Genomic DNA, 20385 nt, shown 5'->3' with positions numbered 1-20385 from the left:
AAAAAAAAAAAAAGGAACAACAGTTTCCCATTGTTCCTTTTGCAACTAAACTAACTCAAAACTTAATATTCTAAAAACTGCTTACCTCAATAATGTATTATTCTGACACCAACGTTACCCCTTTAAAAACATCCTTTTCCCAATTTTTCAGTTTTTTACGTAACCGCTTTACTATTCTAGGATAATATTCAGCAACATTGTTTTTTTCAGAAATATCTTTTGACAAATCAAATAACTCAACGGTTTCCTGGTCGTCCAATTTAATGGTCACTAGTTTCCAAATATCACTTCTGACTGCATTTTTATTTCCAAAATTCCAAAACAAATCCCGCTTTGGCAATGCTTCATTGGATAAGAGATGATTCTTAATACTGAGTCCATCTATCACAGAACTTTCTGGCTCTTCCCCAATAAAATCTAAAAAAGTGGGAAGAAAATCCATAGTGAGTACAGGCTGTTCACTTACTGCCCCTGCTGCGAATTTTGAAGGAAACCAAGCAATAGCTGGAACACGATGACCACCCTCATACAAACCGGCCTTAAATCCTCTTAAGTTGCCGTTGTTACCATTATTTGATGCTCCATTATCAGAGCAGAATATTACAATTGTATTTTTATCCAACCCTGTTTCTTTAAGTTTTTGCATGATCTTGCCCACACCCTCATCCAAAACCTCAACCATTTCTTTGTAAATACCTGCTATACTATCTTCCGGTACAGGATCGGTGCCTCTTTCCCCAACTCTGCGAAGCGCCTTATCAGTTCTTCCCTGATATGGGTAATGGGGGGACTCATGTGGGAGATATAAGTAAAACGGTTTTTCAGTTTTTTTAGGATTATTCCTATCTATAAAATCCAAACCATATTCTGTTATCAAGTCGGTCGTATAGCCTTTATCATCCTTAATTTCCGTGTTGTCCCACCAATCAAAATATCCTTCCTGGTCTATATGTGCGTGGTAATCTACATTCCCACTCACAAAACCCCTAAATTGATCAAATCCTTGAAGGGAAGGATTGAATTTGGAGTCATATCCTAAATGCCATTTACCAAAAATACCAGTGTTATAACCATATTTCTTAAGTTCATCTGCTATGGTTATTTCATTGATTGACAATCCTACTTCCCGATGACTGGCAGCCGTAATAACTCCCCCTACCCCTGTACGCTGCTGATATTTACCTGTTAATAGAGCTGCTCGTGTGGGACTGCAAACTGCCCCATTGGAATGAAAGTCCGTAAACCGTATTCCTTCCGTCGCCAACCTATCAATATTTGGAGTGTTGATATAAGTATTGCCATAACAGGAGATGTCACCATAACCCAAATCATCGGCCATGATAAGAATAAAATTAGGTTTAAGGACTTCCCTATGGTTCTCTTCACTTTTAAATTCCTGCGAGAAAACCGAATTCAATGTTATTAAAGTGACAAGAAAGAAACATACTGTATAAAGTGTTTTATTGATCATCATTCCTAAGATAATTTTGATTCCATGCATTACGGTGTAGTTTTTATTTGGCAGCCACAGGGGTCCGTTCTACGGAATATCCTTGTTCCCGATATTTTTGTAAAAGCTGGTCCATCGTATCTATTTTCTCTGGATGTTGAGCAAATAAATTGATGCGTTGCTCGGGGTCTTTCTCCATATCGAACAAAAGACCATCTCCTTCAAAGTCAGTGTAATTCCTTAGCTTTTTAAAGGAGTCCGGCATTTTGGTATGTTCGCCAGAAGGAGCATTGATATAAAGCCACTTACCCTGCCTCAACCCCCATGCCTTTTCAAAAGTGTTGTGAACTGTAGCTTCGCGTAAGGGTGAAGTATATTTTTCCCCCTTAAAAATCGGTAGTAAATTATAGCTATCAGGAGCTGCTCCTTCTACCAAGGGAGTATTGGTGGCAGCCGCCAGTGTGGCCATGATATCCACCTGGGATATTACCTCCTTGGAAACAGAACCGGCACTGACCTTTCCAGGCCATTTTACAATAAATGGTACGTGGTGGCCTCCTTCCCATACATCGCGTTTTAAACCCCGAAAATCACCCATACTATAGTGGCCATATTTTTCTGCCCGTTCGAACGCATATTTTTCGGGACCATTATCGGCACTGAATATAACAATGGTATTCTTATCTAAACCTTTCTCTTTCAATGCTCTTAACACCTGTCCGGCAACCCAGTCCGTCTGTACCATAAAATCTCCATAACCCCCTGCTTCAGACGTTCCAATAAACTCATCGTTAGGAATTATAGGTGCATGCGGCGAGGGAAGTGCAAAATATAGAAAAAAGGGTTTGTCCTTCTCTTGTCCATTTACGTATTCAACTGCTTTTTGGGTAAGGGTAGGTAATACTTTATAAGGGTCCCATCCTTCTACCATTGGTCCTGGACGAAATTCCCAATTCCCTTCTTTGGTCTCAAAACCTCTCTTAACAATGTCTTGATCTTTTGTCGGCAGTTCTACAAATTTATCGTTTTCAATCCATGCATAGGGCGGGAAATTTATGGTTCCATCACCAAAATAGTAATCAAAACCCCGATCTAAAGGTCCGCCTGAAATTGGAGCACTCCAATCTATATCCTGGGGAAGGTAGTAGTTTACCTCTCTTTCCCACTGCACCGTTTTTCCTGATGGCTCATTCTTAAACTTCCAATCCCATCCCAAATGCCACTTACCAATACAAGCCGTAGTGTAGCCTGATTTTTGTAAAACCTGTGGAAGTGTAACATCGGATTCCTTGAAGAAGGGTTTGCCAAATGAATTTACTATTCCATGTTGATTTCGCCAATGGTATGTCCCAGTTAACAAAGCAAAACGACTAGGAGAACAGATTCCAGAAGAACTGTGGGCATCCGTAAAACGCATACCGTCCGAAGCCAGTTGATCAAGATTAGGTGTAGGTATTTTAGAGTCCGGATTCTGATAATGAAGATCTCCGTAGCCCATATCGTCCGCATAAATTATAACAATATTGGGCAAGTTTTCTTTTTGAATTGCCCCCTCTTTCTTGGATTGTTGATTATCTCCACAAGAGGTAATGAGAACCATAAAAAAACATGCCACCGAACGTTTAAGGATTTTATTCATTTGATTCTATAATTGTATGTTTAGGTCGATTACATTTTTTTGGCATTATCCAAAAGCGATAAAAGTGCCTCTACAACATCAGGGTGTTCCCCATAAACATTTTTGGTTTCCTTTGGATCCTCCTTCAAATTATACAAAGTTGCGTTTGGATTTCCTTTTTCCGGCTTTATTTCGTCGGGTTTGGTAAAACCTCCAGAACCGAGAGATGTGGTAAGTTTCCATTGATCTTTTCGAATCGCAAAAAATCCATTTAGGGAATGATGAACAGTAAAATCTCTAATCTGCTTTTGTGCTTTTCCTGTAAAGGCAGGTAACATATCATAACTATCTTCCCCCGCACCCTTGGGCAAATCTTTACCGACTATACCCGATAGAGTAGCCAATAGATCGGTGGTACAAAGAACTTGATCAGAAACACTTCCCGGTTTAATTTTTCCCGGCCACAGCGCAATAAAAGGGATACGGTGTCCACCTTCGTAAATATCTGCTTTCTGACCACGATAAATATAATTTGCACGATGTTCATATTGTGCTTTGTCTTCCTCCGTCCAATTAGAACCGTTGTCCGAGGTAACAATAATTAAGGTATTTTCTGCCTTGCCAGATTCTTCCAAAGCCTTTAAGACAGCGCCAACAGTATTATCTACCAGGGTTACAAAATCACCATAACGTCCTGCATTCGATTTTCCATTCACCTCTTCAGTTGGTAACCAAGGTGTGTGTGGTGCAGTTAATGGAAAATAAAGAAAAAATGGTTCCTTTGACTTCTTTTGTTCAGTTATATAATTTGTAGCCTTAAAAGTTAGATGATCCATAACCTGATTAAAGTCGAAGTTGGGAGCAACTTCTCCAGGTCTCCAAAATACTCCTCTTCCATCCTTGGCCTGACTTTTGCCTTTTGTGTAAGCTGTAGGAAGTTCGGTTGCCTTTTCATTTTCCAAATATAGGTATGGTGTCATATCCAAGGAAGAAGGAATGATATAAGAATAATTAAAGCCTAATGTATTTGGGCCGCTAACCTTTTTACTAAAATCTACATTGCTGTCAGCTCCTTCTTCAAAGACCTTGTCCCATTCGTATTTTGCAATGGGCTTTTCCGAATTCTTAGCCTGCCAACCCAGCCCCAAATGCCATTTGCCAATACATGCTGTATTGTAACCATTATCTTGTAAAAATGAGGCCACCGTAGTTCGGTCGGCTTCAATCAATGGTTGGTCATAGCCCCACAAAACCCCTTCCTTTAATCTGCTTCTCCAGGCATAGCGACCTGTAAGAATTCCATATCGGGTAGGTGTACAAACTGCTGAATTGGAATGTGCATCCGTAAAGTACATGCCCTGTTCCACAATCCCATCCATAAATGGCGTTTTAATTCCAGAATTCGGATTTAGGGAAGACAAATCACCATATCCCATGTCATCGGCCAAGATATAGACGATATTTGGACGATTATCCTCCGTCTTTTCCTCTTCCAATGATTTCTTGGAAGTGTTTGAACCACAAGAAACAATTACCATAGATAGGCACGCCACCACAACTGGCCATTGACGTAAAAAATCGTATTTTTTATTATCTAATGTCATAATTCTATTGTTTAAATTTACATACAGATTGTTCTAACATACTAAATTTTCGCCTTTGCGTTCAAGACATTATAAAACTTGGCTTGTGCATACAAAATATGCCTTTAAAGGGTTTCTATGAATGTCTAGAAACCCTCGTCGGCATTGAAATTTAGTAATGTAAAGACCTGATATATTAAATTAATACCCAGGATTCTGCTCTTGCAGGTTGGCATTGTTGGAAAACTCCACCAATGGAATTGGATATAGAAAATATGACTTCCCTGTAATAGGGTGGGAAATTAATCTATTGCTTGGAAATGTTAATTCCCCTTTAATATCCATTTGAAATTGGATTCTGTCCTTTAAGATGCCCCATCTATTCAAATCAAAATAGCGTTTGCTCTCAAAAGCCAGTTCTACTCTTCTCTCCTTTCTTAGGGCTTCCCTAAATTCTTGCTGAGTGGTCAATGATAATGCATCATGTGCTCCCAGACCTGCCTTGACCCTGATTTCATTCAAAAGCACAAAGGCTTCCCCATTAGGCACATAACCAATTTCATTCAATGCTTCTGCCCGCATTAATAGCACATCCGCATATCTTATAATAGGAAAGTTCCACGTACTTTGGTTTATAGGCTGATCAACCTCATTGAAATACTTGTTTATATATAAAAGGCTACCTATTGGTTGGTCGGGAAACAAGAAATTATCCAAGTCATAGCTTGCCAGGGTAACATCTTTTCGTTTATCGCCTGGTTCATATTCTTGAACAATACCATTACCGGATGACAAACTACCCCCTTCCCCGTTCCAAGTATCATCGGTGGGTAAATTAGCTGAACCACCTTGCAAAGCGGGAGGCGCAAAAATATCACGGGTATTAATTGTTGTAGCCCCTGTCTCACCTCCATATTGTACTTCAAAAATGGAACCTGGACCATTTTCTTGGGACCCGTTAAAATTATCCGCATAATTGTCCAATAGACGCCCCTTTCCAATGATTTCGTTGGTATTTGACACTACCCCTTCCCATTCTTCCAATTCAAGATTTACAGTAGCCAATAGCGCCAGGGCCGCATATTTTGTCGGCCTACCTACTTCTTTTCCGCTACCACCAGTATAGGTCGTAGGCAAAAGGGATATTGCATCTCCCAGATCCAATTTTATTTGGGTATAAATCTCCTGTATGGAAGACCTCGGCAATTCAGCGTCAGCAGGTGTTTTTATTTCGTTTACCAATAATGGAACTCCTCCATAGAACCTAACTAAATTAAAATAGTAATAAGCACGCATAAACTTGCTTTGGCCCTCTATTAGGAGCCTCATTTCTTCACTTGAAAAGGATTCAACTAACGGCAATCTCTCCAGCACTGTATTGGCCCGGGTAATTCCACGATAATGATTCTCCCAGGTAGTCTCTATAAGACCGAATGCTTCGTCAATATTAAAAATATCGGATTCCGTTTCTTTTCGCCATGTCCAAGTATCGTCACTTGACCTACCTGCCATCTGCACCATGGTACCACCTGCATAAATGTTATGCAAGGGTTGAAAAATACCATTGACACCTGTAATTAGCCCTTCTTCTGTGGCCAAAAGGGCATCAAGAGCAACTTGCCCTTCAGGTTCTGGTTCCAAAATTTTACTACAATTGTAGAATAATATTCCGATTAATATTAGGCCTATATATTTTATATAATTATTCATGTTATCATTTTTACGTTAAAAACCAATTTTCACTCCTAAGTTATACTGCTTGGTATTTGGATAAGGTGTATAGTCTATACCAGCAGACAAAAGGCTTTCCCTACTTGATGCCTCAGGGTCCAAACCTGTGTACTTTGTAAAAGTCAGTAGATTTGTAGCCGATATTGTAAATTGAGCGCTACTAATAAAAGAGGTCTCAAATATTTTACCAGGAAGGTCATATGTTAAGGCAACGTTCTTTACCCTTAAAAAACTTGCATCTTCTAAAAATCGGGTAGAGGCTAAAGTGGCCAAGGTGGTAGTAGTACCTCCTTGGGAAGGTCTTGGGGAGGTAGCTAATGGATTATCAGGTGTCCAAAAATCTGCAGCTTCCGCAAAATTCTGTACAAAAGGAACTCCTCTTGAGAATAGGTTTCTAGCGGTGTTATAGAGTTTATTTCCTGTTGCAAAATTCATAAAAACAGATAAAGAAAGATTCTTATAAGAAAAGGTATTGTCCATTCCCCCTATAAACTTTGGGTGCGGGTTACCTACAAAAGCTCTATCCCCAGCATCTAAAAGTCCATTATTGTTAAGATCTTTGTATTTTGGATCTCCCGGAACCGCATTAAACCATGTAGCTGCTTCTGCCTCTTCGCCCAACTGCCACATACCATCAAATATGTACATATTAAAAGCGCCCACTGGTCGCCCAGCTACAGTTAAATTTGTTGGAACATTGGATAACGGTATATTCTGGCCTGGTATTTCCAATGGCTCACCCGCTGAATTGCTCCCTATGTCCAACACTTCATTTTCATTGTAAGAAATATTGAAATCTGTAGACCATTTAAATTTTCCTGTCAGGTTTCTTGTGAAAATGGCAAATTCGACTCCCGAATTTCGTACCGAACCTATATTAACAATAGGAGGATTGGGTACACCCGCTGTCAAAGGAATAGGATTCTGAATCAACAGGTCTTCCGATTTCTTATCGTAATAATCTATGGTACCGCTAATTCTGCTCTTGAATAGGGCAAAATCCACTCCAATATCCAATTGCTTATTTGCCTCCCACTGTAAGGACGGATTTCCAATATTGGATGCCGAGTTACCGACCACCACAGAATTGCCAAATACATAGGGTGTAGAGGCGGCTCTAGTTATAAACTCAAAATTACCAATATTCTGATTTCCTGTAAGACCATAACTCACCCTAAACTTCAAGTCATTCAAAGTAGTGCTGTTCTTCAAAAAGTTTTCCTGCGAAACCCTCCAGGCAAGTGAGGCCGAAGGAAATACACCATATCTTTTATCCGGTCCAAAACGTGAAGATCCATCTCTCCTAACCGTAGCGGTTAATAAATATCGGTCATCAAACCCGTAGTTTAATCTTGCAAAGGTAGAGGCCAGTCCCCCTTCTACATTACTTCCAGTGCTATTGAAACTGGTTTGATTTGATAACTGATTCAAAGCATTATCAATTGTCCCTGTTCCAAATGCTGAAGTTCTTCGCAAAAGAAACTGCTGAGCAGACACCCCTACCAATAACTTTAAATCATGCTTATCAAATTCCTTAGTATAATCCAAAGTGGCATCTGCCACCCAGTTGGTATCACTATTATTGGATACTGTTACTGAACCTTGGGTGTTGATCATTCTACCAATAGAATAAATAGGATTATAGGTGTAACCCTCAACTCGGACTAAATCGCCACCTAAATTGGTATTAAAGAAAAGGCCATCCATAAGTCTAATGTTCGCTTGGAAATTACCCAGTAACCTTGTAGTATTCAATTCTTTGGTAGGTAATAAAAGTGGGACCAATGGATTGGAATTTGCTCCAAAATAAGGAGCCGATGCGGTATCTATATTGGCAAGTTCACCATTCTCATCATAAGCTGGAGTGTAACTATGATGGTAAACAAAACCTCTATAACCTGTAGCTCCCCAGTCATCACCATCAGAATAGTTTTGAGGCTGGAAGCTCCCAGTAATATTAGTACTAATTTTAAGCCAATCGTTAACTTGTGAGCTTAAATTGGTTCGTAAAGAATATGTTTTAATATCTGTATTCAACAAAATACCTGTACGGTTCTGATACGAGGCAGAGGCCGAATATTGTGTGTTTTCGGTACCTCCTGAATAATTCAAATTATGTATTTGACGAATACCGGCACGCGTACCTAAATCTTGCCAATCGTTATCTACCTGCCAAATAGGGTTACTTGGATCGTCGTAGACAGCAGTACTTCTATTTGAATTTTTAAAGGCTTCAACAAAAAGTAATCTCTGCTGCTCCGTAGACATAACATCATAACGTTCAGAAATATGTTCTATACTCAAGTCTGAACTATATGTTAATTGGGGTTTGCCAACCGTTCCTTTTTTAGTAGTGACAATTACAACACCGTTGGCGGCCCTTGCCCCATAAATAGCAGTTGCAGAAGCATCTTTCAAAATATCTATGGAAGAAATATCCTTAGGGTTTATTGTAGAAAAACTTGCGCTGACCAATGGAACACCATCTACAACGATCAATGGCTCATTACTACCGGTCACGGATCCTACACCACGGATAGCTATTTGAAACTTTCCGTCCAAATCTCCACCGGATTGTCTAATTTGAACCCCACTGCTGCGCCCTTGTAAGGCATCTGAAAAATTTGCTGTAGGTCTGCTCTGTAATTTTTCTTCGGAAATGTTGGACACAGCTCCTGTGATATCCGACTTTTTTTGCACACCATACCCTACTACAACTACTTCATCAAGTCCCGCAGCGCTTTCTTCCAAAACAATATTAACACTGGCCTGTCCATTAAGAGGGACATCCTTGGTAGAGTACCCTATATAGGAAACCACTAAAGTGGCACTTTCATTGGCGACCTGAATGGAAAAATTACCATCAAAATCGGCAGTAACCCCATTGGTAGTACCTTTTTCTACCACATTGGCACCTGCCAAAGGAATACCGTCGCTATCTGTAATAAGTCCGGAAACTAAGCTCTGCAGATTAATTGGACCGGGCTGAACTTTTGGATTATGGGTCTTAATTTGAGTTTCACGTTCTTTAAGGAATATTTGTTTATCCACCACATTGTGCGTAGTCCTCGTGTTTCCAAATATCCTTTTCAGAATACTGGTTACGAGCTCTTTATTGGCTTTTACACTTACTACACGGTTTAGATCAACTTCCTTTATTTGGTATACAAAATGAAAATCGGTTTGACTTTCAATTTCATCAATAAGCCTTTCTACCGTTACGTTGTTAAGGTCCAATGTAATCTTTGTACGCTGTGCATAGGATGAATTGGCCTGCATGGTAAACAGTACCAAAAACATGAATAACATACTGATCTTCATCTTTAAACTGAGTTTAAGCAATGGGTACGACCTTCTCTTTTGGTCAAGAATTTTTTTCATACTTTTATAATGTTTGATTGTGGTTATACTTAATGGTTAATCACTTCTACCGATCGGGAAATGGTGACGCATTTTCCGATTTTTTTTTAATCCCTTCTGAGGGAAATACAAAGTGAGTTTTTGGTTGTTTTTAGTTTTTCATTGGCAGTTATTATTTAGGTTTTAGTTATCTAGTTTACAATTATTTCATTGTCATTAATTATAGAGTAATCAATATTGTATTCCCCTTTAAAATATTCCAAAATTTTATCGATCGGCATGTCACCAAAACTGGCGTTGAATTTGGCCGTAGCCAGATTTGAATTTTTATTGACGATCTTGACATTGTAATGCCGTTCCAGTTTTTTAAGAATGTTTTCGAACGTCATATTTCTAAATACTAATACGCCCTTAACCCAAGAAGTGTAAACACTTGTAACAACCGGTTCCGTAGTAATATTTCCTTTAGTATTGTCAAAGCTACCCTTGAGGCCAGGTGTAAGCACCGTTCCTTCATTGCCTATGCTCATATCGGTTTCTGAATACAACCCAACAGATCCCTCTACCAACACAACTTCTTTAACTATATCCTCTGGATAGGCCGATACATTGAACTTTGTTCCGAAAACCCTAATATCCAAATTAGCCGCCTTTACAATAAACGGATGTTTCGTGTCTTTGGCTACTTCCAAAAATGCCTCCCCCGTTAGGAAAACAGTACGATCTTTTCCTTCTATAAATTCTACCGGATACTTAATGGAAGAACCAGCGTTCAAGTAAGCTAAGGAACCATCGGATAATTTCAATTCGAAATGTTTCCCATATGGTACGTGAAGTGTATTGTAGATAGGTTCTTCCGAACCCGTCATTTTCCCATTCGTATAAACAAGTTGATTCCCCACTTGGGAGCCAACTACATTTCCTTCCGAGTCAATTACTTCCGAAGTGCCATCTTCCGAAATAACTTGGATGTTACCATCCTCACGTTCTAGAGTTATAAAATTCTCTTTTGGGGCGAATTCTTTTGCAGGGGTCTCATTAGATAGATTATCATTGACAAAGTACCCCAGAGTCATGGAAAAAATGATTATGGCTGCATATTTAAGAATACTTCTGTACTGGAATTTATTAAGATTGCCTTTGTCCTTTTTAATTTTATCCAGCAAAAGGCGTTTTGATTTTTCTGTATCGTAGGTTTTCATTTTACGGTCAATTCTATAATTAGTTTTCACGTAATCATTAAAAAGTTGAGTATTGGAAAACTCTTTCAGACTAACTTCCAACTCGTCCAACTCCTTCGCTGAAATTGAAGCTGTAATATATTTTACAATTAGTTTATGTAGTTTTTTGGGCTTCATTCGTTATATAATTCACATTTATACGAAGCCATATTAAGAAACCCTTACTTTTTTCACATTTTTTTTTCATATTTACCATTATTTTGAACCAAATCACATCCTAACCGCAAGATGAAATGGAACTATAGAGACCAAGATGGGCTTATTGAAGGCTTAAAAAAGGGCAATGAAGGTGCTTATGGATTTTTGGTGGAACATTACCATAATAGACTATGCATTTATGCCAACAGTCTTATTAGGGATGATCTTATGGCCGAGGATATTGTACAAAATGTCTTTGTTCAAGTTTGGGAAAAGCGACACAAACTGAAACATGACTTTTCCTTGGAAAATTATTTGTATAAATCAGTTCATAATAAATTTATTGACCAATACCGCAAAGGCAAAGCCGTAATGGCCTTGGAGAAAAAATATATTGCAGCTTTGGAATTGGCCGTTGAAGAAAAGGATGAAATTCAGGAGCAGAAAATATTGAACATACTTTTCGATGCCATTCAGGAATTACCTCCCAAATGCAAGCAGATTTTTCTAATGAGTAAAAAAGAAGGCCTGACCAATATGGAAATATCGGAATACCTTAACGTATCCAAAAAGACGGTAGAGGGTCAAATCACCAAGGCTTTTGGAATTCTTAGGGAAAAATTGGGTAAAAAATATGAGATGATAATGTTTCTTGTGTTAGGAAGCGAAACTAATAGATTAGTTTAATTAAATTCCACCGTACCTACTATCATTCTGCCCTATTATTAGTTTCCGTGTACTTTCCCTACCATATCGTATCTCAATTCCAACAAAACCCAATTAACATAAGATTTTCATTATTCTGCATCTGGGATACACTGATAACCTACGGGACATTATTTATAAATAGTTTGTTCCTGGGCTATTTAACATCCAAATAATTTTGTAACTTAATCAAGTTCATTTACTTACACTAGAATCATGGCAAACTTTAATCTAAAAATCAACGGAAAAACTCAGCAATTGGATGTAGATCCCACTACCCCCATTCTTTGGGTCTTAAGGGACCATCTAAAATTGGTGGGCACAAAATACGGTTGTGGTATTTCGCAATGCGGTGCCTGTACCATACACCTTGGCGATAATGCCGTACGTTCCTGCCAATTACCTGTATCAGCTGTTGGTAATCAGGATATTACGACCATTGAAGGGCTATCTAAAAACGGAGATCATCCCGTGCAGAAAGCATGGTTGGAGGAAGATGTGTATCAGTGTGGATATTGTCAGGCCGGCCAGATTATGAACGCGAGTGCATTTCTCAAAAAGAATCCCAATCCGACCGATGAAGAAATCGAAGGAGCTATGAACGGCAATATTTGTCGCTGTGGTACGTACATACGAATCAAAAAGGCTATCAAAACCGCAGCAAATACCAAAACCGTTTAAACATTGATAGGTACATCAAAAAAAGAAACATCATGACAAAGATAGTTACACATTATAATCGTCGTTCATTTATAAAGGTTTCAGCTGCTGCAGGTGGTGGCATGCTAATCGGGTTTAGCTGGCTTAACGGATGTAAGTCAAATACACCTGAACCAGAAGCGGGAGTAGCAGTGCCAAAAGAATGGTTCGAAATCAACGGCTATATTAAAATCGGGGATACGGGCATGGTTACCATATACTCTCCCAATCCGGAAATTGGACAAAACGTTCGTACCTCAATGCCCATGATTGTGGCGGAGGAGCTGGATGTACCTTGGGAAAATGTTGTAGTGGAACAGGCGCCCCTGAATACAGGTTGGTACCAAAACCAATTCGCAGGTGGAAGTCTATCCATTCGTTTAAGCTGGAATGCCTTGCGAATGGCCGGTGCTACCGGTAGAAGAATGCTAATGGAGGCGGCCGCGAAGGAATGGGGTTTAAAAGTGACGGATGTGACAGCCAGTGAAGGAGTCATCCAAGAAATTAATGGCGAGCGAACAATTACTTATGGTGAAGTGGCTTCTAAGGCAGTGGGAATCGAAGTACCTAAAGAAGTTGAACTGAAAAGTGTTAAGGATTTCAAATTGATAGGTACAAGTGTCAAGAATGTAGACGGTGAGAAAATAGTTACCGGCAAACCCTTATTTGGTCTGGATTTCCATAGGGATGGTATGCAACTGGCCATGATCCAGCACCCTCCCGCTTTTGGCATGACGGTAAAGGATTTTAACGAAGCGAAGATAAAAAGTATGCCTGGAGTGAAGGATGCATTTATTGTTGATACTACTGTTGAAGAACCCGGTGGGTTCGACGAAAAAGGTTTTAAACAATTAATTGCCATCGTTGGCGAATCTACTTGGCAATTAATGCAAGCCAAAAAGGCACTAAAAGCCAACTGGGAAACTACCGGGGAATTAGAGAGTTCCGAATTACATGTGAAAAGACTGGAAAAAGCGTTGGCGTCCGGGGAGGTACAGGAAAGTAGAAGGGATGGCAACCCTGAGGCTGCCTTTAAAAAAGCAGCCAAAATCATCGAAAGAACTTATAGCGCCCCTTTCATAGCCCATAACACATTGGAGCCTATGAACTTCTTTGCCAATGTCACAGAGGATTCGGCAGAACTTATTGGGCCCACTCAAACACCCGAAGCACTGGAAGGCTCGGTTTCCAAATTATTAAACCTACCATTGGAAAAAGTGACTGTAAATATGACTAGAATCGGAGGTGGTTTTGGTAGAAGACTCTATGTACATTTTGGTGTGGAAGCGGCCGCCATTTCAAAAAAAATTGGAGGTCCCGTCAAACTTATCTATTCCCGAGAGGATGATATGACCCAAGGAACCTATCGCCCTACCTATCGTTCGGTTTATAAGGCTGGTCTAGATGAAAATAATAATCTGATTTCTTTCAGCGTAAAAGGAGCCGGACTGCCCGAAGGTCCTGTTTTTCCAAATCGATTCCCGGCCGGCGCCGTTGAAAATTATTTGGCTGAAAAAATTAAAGCGCCAACCAATGTTACCACAGGTGCATGGCGTGCACCAAGATCCAATTTTACGGCAGGTGCCGAGCAAGCCTTTCTCGACGAAGTTGCAGAAGCAGCGGGAAAAGACCCGATTGATTTCCGTTTGGAATTGTTTGATCGCGCCATAAAAGACCCTGTTGGTGAGAAACATGAATACGAAGCAGAGCGGTATGCCGGAGTATTGAAACTGGTTAAGGAAAAAGCGAATTGGGGAACAACAAAACCCAATGTTCATCGTGGGGTAGCTGCCTATTTTTGCCATTCTACCTATGTTGCGGAAGTGTTCGACATAATTATGAAAAAAGGGAAACCAATTGTCGAAAAGGTCTGGTGTGCCGTTGATTGTGGAATTGTAGTCAATAGGGATGCCGCAGAGAATATGATTCAAGGTGGTGTAATCGATGGTGTTGGTCATTCCATGTACAGCCAGCTGACCTTTGAAAATGGTGCTCCCAACCAAATGAATTTCGACAAATATCAGTTGATCCGACATTCACAAGCGCCAAAGGAAATAGAGGTTTTCTTTGTTGAAAATGAAATAGACCCGACTGGATTAGGAGAACCTGGCCTACCTCCAGCTATAGGAGCCTTGGCCAATGCCCTATACAAAGCAACCGGACAGCGGCATTATCATCAGCCTTTTATGACCGAAAAACAGGTAGTGGGATAAGAAAATTGGATTTATGTCCTAATAGACAAAACATTTGGATTAAAACAGTACATGATTTTCAAACAAATAGAATCATTCGTAAAAAACTTAAGACCAACCAAACTTGAAATTCACGGGGCTATTTATGCACTATATGTATCTACTGCTCTACTTGTATTGCTTTCCGCAATAAGTGCGGTTTTCGCCTACAACGACCCCTGGATTCTTTTGAACTATTTGGCACGTATCACTGCCATTTTTATCTTCACTTTTGTTTTGCTCAGATTGACCCACCCAATCTACAGCTTTTCAAAAAGATACCTTTCCGCAATTCTGATTACCATCCCAATTTTTTTGAAGGTCTTTTATTTTGAGTTAAGGTCCACAATTTTTATAGTCGTCGTTTTATCCCTATTAGGGGCAGGGCTTTCCAATTTATGGAAACCAGGGTTCCGATCATTGCGTCTCAAAAAACAAATAATTGTACTTATAATCCTTACTTTCGGGCTTTCCATAAGCATAGCAACTTTGGTGCTATATTCCATTCGAGGTTTGGAAATGGATCCCATATTCAATGCAGCTGCCTCATCTCAGGAAAATGTAGTCCAAATTAACGCTTCATCTCCAGCTGAGAATGGCTCCCATACAGTTAAATATTTGAGCTACGGCAGCGGAAAGGACAAACACAGACCTGCGTTTGGAATGGAGACGAATATAATTACACCTACTATAAATGGCACTGCTTTTATGGAGGAATGGACCGGTTTTGGTGGTTGGTTCAGAAAAAAATATTGGGGGTTCAACATTTCTGCCCTACCCTTAAATGCCCATGTCTGGTACCCGGAAGGAAGAGGACCATTTCCATTAGTATTGATAGTTCATGGCGATCACGATATGAAGGATTTTTCCGAAAATGGTTACGCCTATTTAGGGGACCTACTCGCCTCTCGTGGATTCATCCTAGTTTCGGTAGCCCAAAACTTTCTTAATTATTCATGGTCCGATTATAGGGGAAGAATTAAAAATGATAACAACGCCAGAGCATTACTGTTATTGGAACATCTAAAAATTTGGCACACTTGGAACGCAAAGGAAAATCACCTATTCTTCAAAAAGGTAGATACAACAAATGTTGCGCTCATCGGTCATTCCAAGGGCGGCGAATCGGTGGTGCATGCAGCATTGATGAACCACCTTATGCAGCACCCTGATGACGAAAACTTAAAACTTGATTACAATTACTCTATAAAATCACTGGTTGGCCTAGCTCCCGTGGACGGAAACTACAAACCGGGAGGTGAGAAATCCAGCCTTCAGGACATCAACTACTTAACGATCCATGGATCCTTAGATGGAGAAGTACCTTCATTTTTGGGTGCAAAGCAGTTTGAGCGAATCACTTTTTCCGATAGTGCTTATTATTTCAAATCGGGACTTTACATAAAAGGGGCCAATCATGGACAGTTCAATACAACATGGGGAGAAAATGATGCATTTTCCCCTTTCTATAAAGGTTTTTTAAATTTAGCTGATTTAATTCCCGCCGAAGAACAACGGAATATTACAAAAGTTTACCTAAGTGCCTTCCTTGAAACCACTCTTAAAGATAACAAAACATTTTTGCCACTATTTGCCGATTATCGAAAAGGTAGGAATTGGTTGCCGAATACCATTTATTTGAATCAATTTGAAGATTCAAGGACAAACTTTATCTGTACCTTTGATGAAGATGCAGACCTTACTTCCTCAGCTTTAAGCAAAAATGCCATTTCTTCGGAAAATTTGACAATCTGGCAAGAAAGGGAAATTTACCTAAAAAATGAACTTAAAGGAAGTAGAGGGGTATTCGTTGGTTGGGAACACTCTTGTTTAAACAGTTCATCAAAAGGCAGGGCTGGCGAACAAACTGAACTATTTGAATTCGGGGATTTAAAGGAGCAGAATCCTGCCGATTGCCCGGTTCCACAATACTCCATTCAAATTCCGCCAGAAAAAATCTGCGTTGACTCCTCCTCTATACTAGTCTTCTCCATGGCGGAAGCAAGTGGCGACTACGCTAAACTATCAAAAAAAAAGTCCAACTCCGACAACTACGATGTCAATACTTTAATTAATGGCAAAGACTTAAAACATACTTACCACAACAAAAAAACAAATACAAAAACGCCTATCAATTTTTCAATCAATATTAAGGATAGTATAGGAACGAAAGTTAGTTTCCATCTAAGCGATTTTTCCGGTTTACAAAGGGAAATCCAAACAAGTCTCAGTAAAATGGACCACATGGAAGGAAAGTTCGAGTCGGAGAAAGTTTTTCAACTATTCGCTTTTCCAGTAAAGGACATGCTGGAGAAAAATCCCGGTTTTGATCCCACAGGTATTACAAGTATCCATTTTGTATTTGACGATTCGAAAAAAGGCCTTATTATCATAGATAATATTGGTTTTATGCAGGCTTTGGACGAATAACAAAACATTTCCTATCTAAATATTATAGCACTCAAAAACCTCATTCCAGTTCCAATATTCAATTTTTTGAACATTTCCCTGAACCGAAACTGCGGCTATGTAATTATCATCTGGTACGAAGGAAAATATTTTCCAATTCTCCTTTTCTCTGGAGTTCCAATTTGTTTCAATGAGTCTAACCTTGATATCGTCATCAAGCGTAACAGAAAAAGAATCCAAGGGTAAGGAAAGACCATCACCCTTTGCTTTTATAAACGATTCCTTTCGGGTCCAACAGCGAAAAAATGCCCTGTTCTGCTCTTCCTTAGTAATTTCTGTGAGCGATTTGGTTTCACTTTGGGAAAAAAACTTATCTGCTATATCGAGTACATCAAAATCGTCCTTGATCTTTTCAATATCCACCCCTATTTCAGTATGCTTACCAAATCCTATAATAGCCTTGCTACCAGAATGGGAAACGTTGAAAAGCAAACTGTTTTCATCCTGAAAGTATGGTTTGCCATAAGCGCCATACTTAAACCGAATATGGGTAGGATCTTTTTGTAAATAATGTCCAGATAATATTCTCAAAACCGCCCGGGCTGTTATAAACACGTATTGATCTTGGGTAAACCTATATTTCCCAGCCCTAATTTTTTCATCTTCACTTAGAAGGTTATAATAACGACTATCTAAATTGGTCCCTACATCAATATACCAAAGGTGTATGGTTTCTGGTTTTAAATTGTAATAATTAGTTAGCTCAGCCCCCATTCTATTAGTTATTGTTTACAATGATACCTATACGTTTACACACAAACTTCATCAACTGTTTTAGCCAATAAGCGCACATGAGGTTCATCAAAAAGATTTAAATGGTTCCCAGTATTGTAATATACTTTCACTTTCGAATTGGTCCAGTATTCCCATAATCGTATTTTTTCTTCCCTGTTTTCTGTGGGTTCTTTTTCGGTTAGAACAAGGGTAATTGGACTATCAATTTTTTTCCATACATACTGTCCATGAACATAATCCAAATGTTTCCGAATTTTAGTAAGGGTAACAGTTGACTTATCCTGGGTCAAAGCAATATAGATAGGCTCCAATAATTGTCTATATCTGTATACAATTGAACTTTTCAAAGTCATTATTGGAGCATGCCGAATTTTCAACAAATAATTTTTAACTCTTAGCCTAAAACTTCGTTGGCTTACTTTGGCTGGAGACTGTGCCGTACTATCAACAATTATAAGGTTTACTTGTTTGCCCATTCCTTGGAGAAGCAAAGCCATTTCAATAGCAAGGGCACTATAGCAAAAAAACATAATATTATACGGACCATCTCCTTGTATCTCCAAAATTTCGGAAAGATATTCCCTGCTCATTGCTTCTATGCTCTCATGCATAGTTCCTTCCCCGTCAATTCCTTTGGGCTGCAACAGATAAACTGGTCTATCCCTACCTAAATATTTAGGAAGCAGTTTATAAAACAAGACATGCCCTTCACCCCCATGTACACAAAAGAGCGGTTTTTCACTTCCGTTTGTCCTAAGCGGAACAATAAACTTCCAATTACGCAATTCTGATTTGTTCTTTTTAGTGAGCAACACCCCAATTTGTTCTATCGTGGGGCTGAAAAGTAGAGTTGTTAGGGGTAATCTTGCTCCCAATTTACTCTCGATCAAAGCAAACATCTGAATAGCCATTATGGATTTACCTCCAAGTTCAAAATAATTGTCCTTTACGCCAACTTTGTCTATTCCAAAGAGGTTTTCCCAAATATTAACCAGTTGGTGTTCAATCTCATTTCTAGGGGCAACATAATTAACCGACAACGCTTCAATTTTGGGAGTTTTAATTCCTTTTTGCTCAGAATCATCATGATGATAAATTTCAACACCGTCTAAAACTTCATGGACATGCGATACCTCTTCGGATAATATGAGTTTCAAAACACGTGTCCAATTACTTATAATCCAATTTTTAGTTCTCTCATCCAATTGATCTGTGCTGAATATAAACTTAAATTTTATTTGCGCTTGGGGCACAATAATTAAGGTTATTGGATAATTGGAAGTAACACCGCTCCCATAGTCACTAATTTCCACATCACCACATTTGAGGTCTTTCCAAGGGAAGTTTTCAAAAACCAACAGGCTGTCGAACATGGCGCCACCCTTATTTTTACTCAATTGGGACACAATTTCAGTTGCCGTGGTTTCCTCATATTGCAGGCATGCTACCTGCCGTTTTTGAAACGATTGCAACCAATCTTTTAAGGAACAATGCTTATCAATTATACTACTTACCGGTAGGATATTCATAAACATTCCAGTAAGCAGGTCCATATTGGGAAAATCATTTGAACGACCGGACACCGACGTTCCAAATACAACATTCCCCGCATTGAAATAAGCACTTAAAAGTAAACTCCATGCTCCTTGAATCAATGTATTGACACTTACAAAATTGGCTCTTGCCTTCTCTGTGATTTTTTTTGATTCAGTTTCTGATAAAGATATAAACTCCATGATGTTCCCATCCGACCTAGTTGGGACATTAACCCTTGTAAAAAGATGGGATTTAGAATAACCTTCAAAATAATTGGACCAAAATGAAGCTGCTCCCTTTTGCTCTTTATTTTTAAGCCAAGCGTAATAAGTTTTTAACGATGGGAGTGTTTTCAATTCCGTGCTGGTGCCTTTACATAATGCTTCGTAAAATGAGCAAACGTCTTTGACAATGTTACTACTAGACCAACCATCCAATAGAAGGTGATGGCATGGCCAAAGAAAAAAAAACTCATCATTGCCCATTTTGATAAGATGAAAATTAAGCAGAGGATTTTGCTTAAAATCCATACCCAATCCTTTTTGGGTCGATTTTAAAGCTTCAATCCTAATTGATTGTTCAGTTAAATTTATGTCCGTCCAATCCAAAATTGTCCAATTTGTTTCATTTACTCCACGTATTAGCTGTACCGGGGCACGGATATTTTCCCAATGTACCGACGACCTAAGAACCTGATGTCTTTCAACGGCCAGCTCCCATGCATTCTTAAAATATTTGATATTCAATGACCCTTTCAATCTAAAGCCTACATGTAAAAATCCTTCATCTTGCAATGGATTGGAAAGATGATGGATGAGCATACCCTGCTGCAATTCCGTGAGGGGTAAAATAGCTTCAATATTTGATCTTTTTCCAGTATCCATAATTG

Annotated in this window: 12 protein-coding genes; 4 read left to right on the top strand and 8 right to left on the bottom strand. The window is 39.2% G+C overall.

From position 1 onward, the window contains the following. Positions 1 to 97 precede the first annotated feature (97 nt). The 6 genes from MWU82_RS22335 to MWU82_RS22310 form a co-directional block, all read right to left on the bottom strand. The gene (locus MWU82_RS22335; protein WP_247097989.1) at positions 98 to 1501 is read right to left on the bottom strand and encodes a sulfatase-like hydrolase/transferase; all 1404 of its coding nucleotides are present in this window, start codon (positions 1499 to 1501) and stop codon (positions 98 to 100) included. A gap of 13 nt (positions 1502 to 1514) precedes the next feature. Beyond that, on the bottom strand, positions 1515 to 3089 hold the full coding sequence (locus tag MWU82_RS22330; RefSeq protein ID WP_247097988.1) for an arylsulfatase: 1575 nt from the start codon (positions 3087 to 3089) through the stop codon (positions 1515 to 1517). Between the two features lie 29 nt (positions 3090 to 3118). Continuing rightward, entirely contained in the window at positions 3119 to 4672 is a 1554-nt protein-coding gene (locus tag MWU82_RS22325) for an arylsulfatase (RefSeq protein ID WP_247097987.1), read from the bottom strand. 180 nt (positions 4673 to 4852) lie between these two features. Beyond that, complete coding sequence (locus tag MWU82_RS22320; RefSeq protein WP_215946981.1) at positions 4853 to 6361, bottom strand: RagB/SusD family nutrient uptake outer membrane protein; 1509 nt, start codon at positions 6359 to 6361, stop codon at positions 4853 to 4855. A gap of 15 nt (positions 6362 to 6376) precedes the next feature. Beyond that, positions 6377 to 9763: a TonB-dependent receptor gene (locus MWU82_RS22315; protein WP_247097986.1), complete on the bottom strand. Its 3387-nt coding sequence runs from the start codon at positions 9761 to 9763 to the stop codon at positions 6377 to 6379. 170 nt (positions 9764 to 9933) lie between these two features. Further along, a complete protein-coding gene (locus MWU82_RS22310; RefSeq protein WP_247097985.1) occupies positions 9934 to 11100 on the bottom strand; it encodes a FecR family protein in 1167 nt (388 codons plus the stop codon). Positions 11101 to 11211: 111 nt separating this feature from the next. On the opposite strand from MWU82_RS22310, the gene MWU82_RS22305 reads away from it, so the two are divergent. The 4 genes from MWU82_RS22305 (at position 11212) to MWU82_RS22290 (ending at position 17186) form a co-directional block, all read left to right on the top strand. Beyond that, positions 11212 to 11808 (top strand): RNA polymerase sigma-70 factor, encoded by a 597-nt coding sequence (locus MWU82_RS22305; RefSeq protein WP_247097984.1) that lies wholly within the window; start codon positions 11212 to 11214, stop codon positions 11806 to 11808. Between the two features lie 234 nt (positions 11809 to 12042). Continuing rightward, positions 12043 to 12507 (top strand): (2Fe-2S)-binding protein, encoded by a 465-nt coding sequence (locus MWU82_RS22300; RefSeq protein ID WP_247097983.1) that lies wholly within the window; start codon positions 12043 to 12045, stop codon positions 12505 to 12507. 32 nt (positions 12508 to 12539) lie between these two features. Beyond that, positions 12540 to 14738: a molybdopterin cofactor-binding domain-containing protein gene (locus MWU82_RS22295; RefSeq protein ID WP_247097982.1), complete on the top strand. Its 2199-nt coding sequence runs from the start codon at positions 12540 to 12542 to the stop codon at positions 14736 to 14738. 51 nt (positions 14739 to 14789) lie between these two features. Next, entirely contained in the window at positions 14790 to 17186 is a 2397-nt protein-coding gene (locus MWU82_RS22290) for a hypothetical protein (RefSeq protein ID WP_247097981.1), read from the top strand. Positions 17187 to 17201: 15 nt separating this feature from the next. On the opposite strand, the gene MWU82_RS22285 is transcribed toward MWU82_RS22290, so the two are convergent. Continuing rightward, positions 17202 to 17939, bottom strand: coding sequence for a 4'-phosphopantetheinyl transferase superfamily protein (locus MWU82_RS22285; RefSeq protein WP_247097980.1), 738 nt, complete (start codon positions 17937 to 17939; stop codon positions 17202 to 17204). Positions 17940 to 17974: 35 nt separating this feature from the next. Beyond that, positions 17975 to 20380 (bottom strand): condensation domain-containing protein, encoded by a 2406-nt coding sequence (locus MWU82_RS22280; RefSeq protein ID WP_247097979.1) that lies wholly within the window; start codon positions 20378 to 20380, stop codon positions 17975 to 17977. Positions 20381 to 20385: the final 5 nt, after the last annotated feature.

Source organism: Arenibacter sp. S6351L (assembly GCF_023016025.1).
Classification (GTDB): Bacteria; Bacteroidota; Bacteroidia; order Flavobacteriales; family Flavobacteriaceae; genus Arenibacter; species Arenibacter algicola_B.
The sequence above is the reverse complement of the archived record's forward strand: the minus strand, read 5'-3'. Positions and strand labels throughout refer to the sequence as shown.

What these genes read in the sequence shown, in the direction of transcription:
- MWU82_RS22335 (WP_247097989.1), bottom strand. Translation starts at nt 1,501, where the DNA reads ATGCATGGAATCAAAATTATCTTAGGAATGATGATCAATAAAACACTT.
- MWU82_RS22330 (WP_247097988.1), bottom strand. Translation starts at nt 3,089, where the DNA reads ATGAATAAAATCCTTAAACGTTCGGTGGCATGTTTTTTTATGGTTCTC.
- MWU82_RS22325 (WP_247097987.1), bottom strand. Translation starts at nt 4,672, where the DNA reads ATGACATTAGATAATAAAAAATACGATTTTTTACGTCAATGGCCAGTT.
- MWU82_RS22320 (WP_215946981.1), bottom strand. Translation starts at nt 6,361, where the DNA reads ATGAATAATTATATAAAATATATAGGCCTAATATTAATCGGAATATTA.
- MWU82_RS22315 (WP_247097986.1), bottom strand. Translation starts at nt 9,763, where the DNA reads ATGAAAAAAATTCTTGACCAAAAGAGAAGGTCGTACCCATTGCTTAAA.
- MWU82_RS22310 (WP_247097985.1), bottom strand. Translation starts at nt 11,100, where the DNA reads ATGAAGCCCAAAAAACTACATAAACTAATTGTAAAATATATTACAGCT.
- MWU82_RS22305 (WP_247097984.1), top strand. Translation starts at nt 11,212, where the DNA reads ATGAAATGGAACTATAGAGACCAAGATGGGCTTATTGAAGGCTTAAAA.
- MWU82_RS22300 (WP_247097983.1), top strand. Translation starts at nt 12,043, where the DNA reads ATGGCAAACTTTAATCTAAAAATCAACGGAAAAACTCAGCAATTGGAT.
- MWU82_RS22295 (WP_247097982.1), top strand. Translation starts at nt 12,540, where the DNA reads ATGACAAAGATAGTTACACATTATAATCGTCGTTCATTTATAAAGGTT.
- MWU82_RS22290 (WP_247097981.1), top strand. Translation starts at nt 14,790, where the DNA reads ATGATTTTCAAACAAATAGAATCATTCGTAAAAAACTTAAGACCAACC.
- MWU82_RS22285 (WP_247097980.1), bottom strand. Translation starts at nt 17,939, where the DNA reads ATGGGGGCTGAGCTAACTAATTATTACAATTTAAAACCAGAAACCATA.
- MWU82_RS22280 (WP_247097979.1), bottom strand. Translation starts at nt 20,380, where the DNA reads ATGGATACTGGAAAAAGATCAAATATTGAAGCTATTTTACCCCTCACG.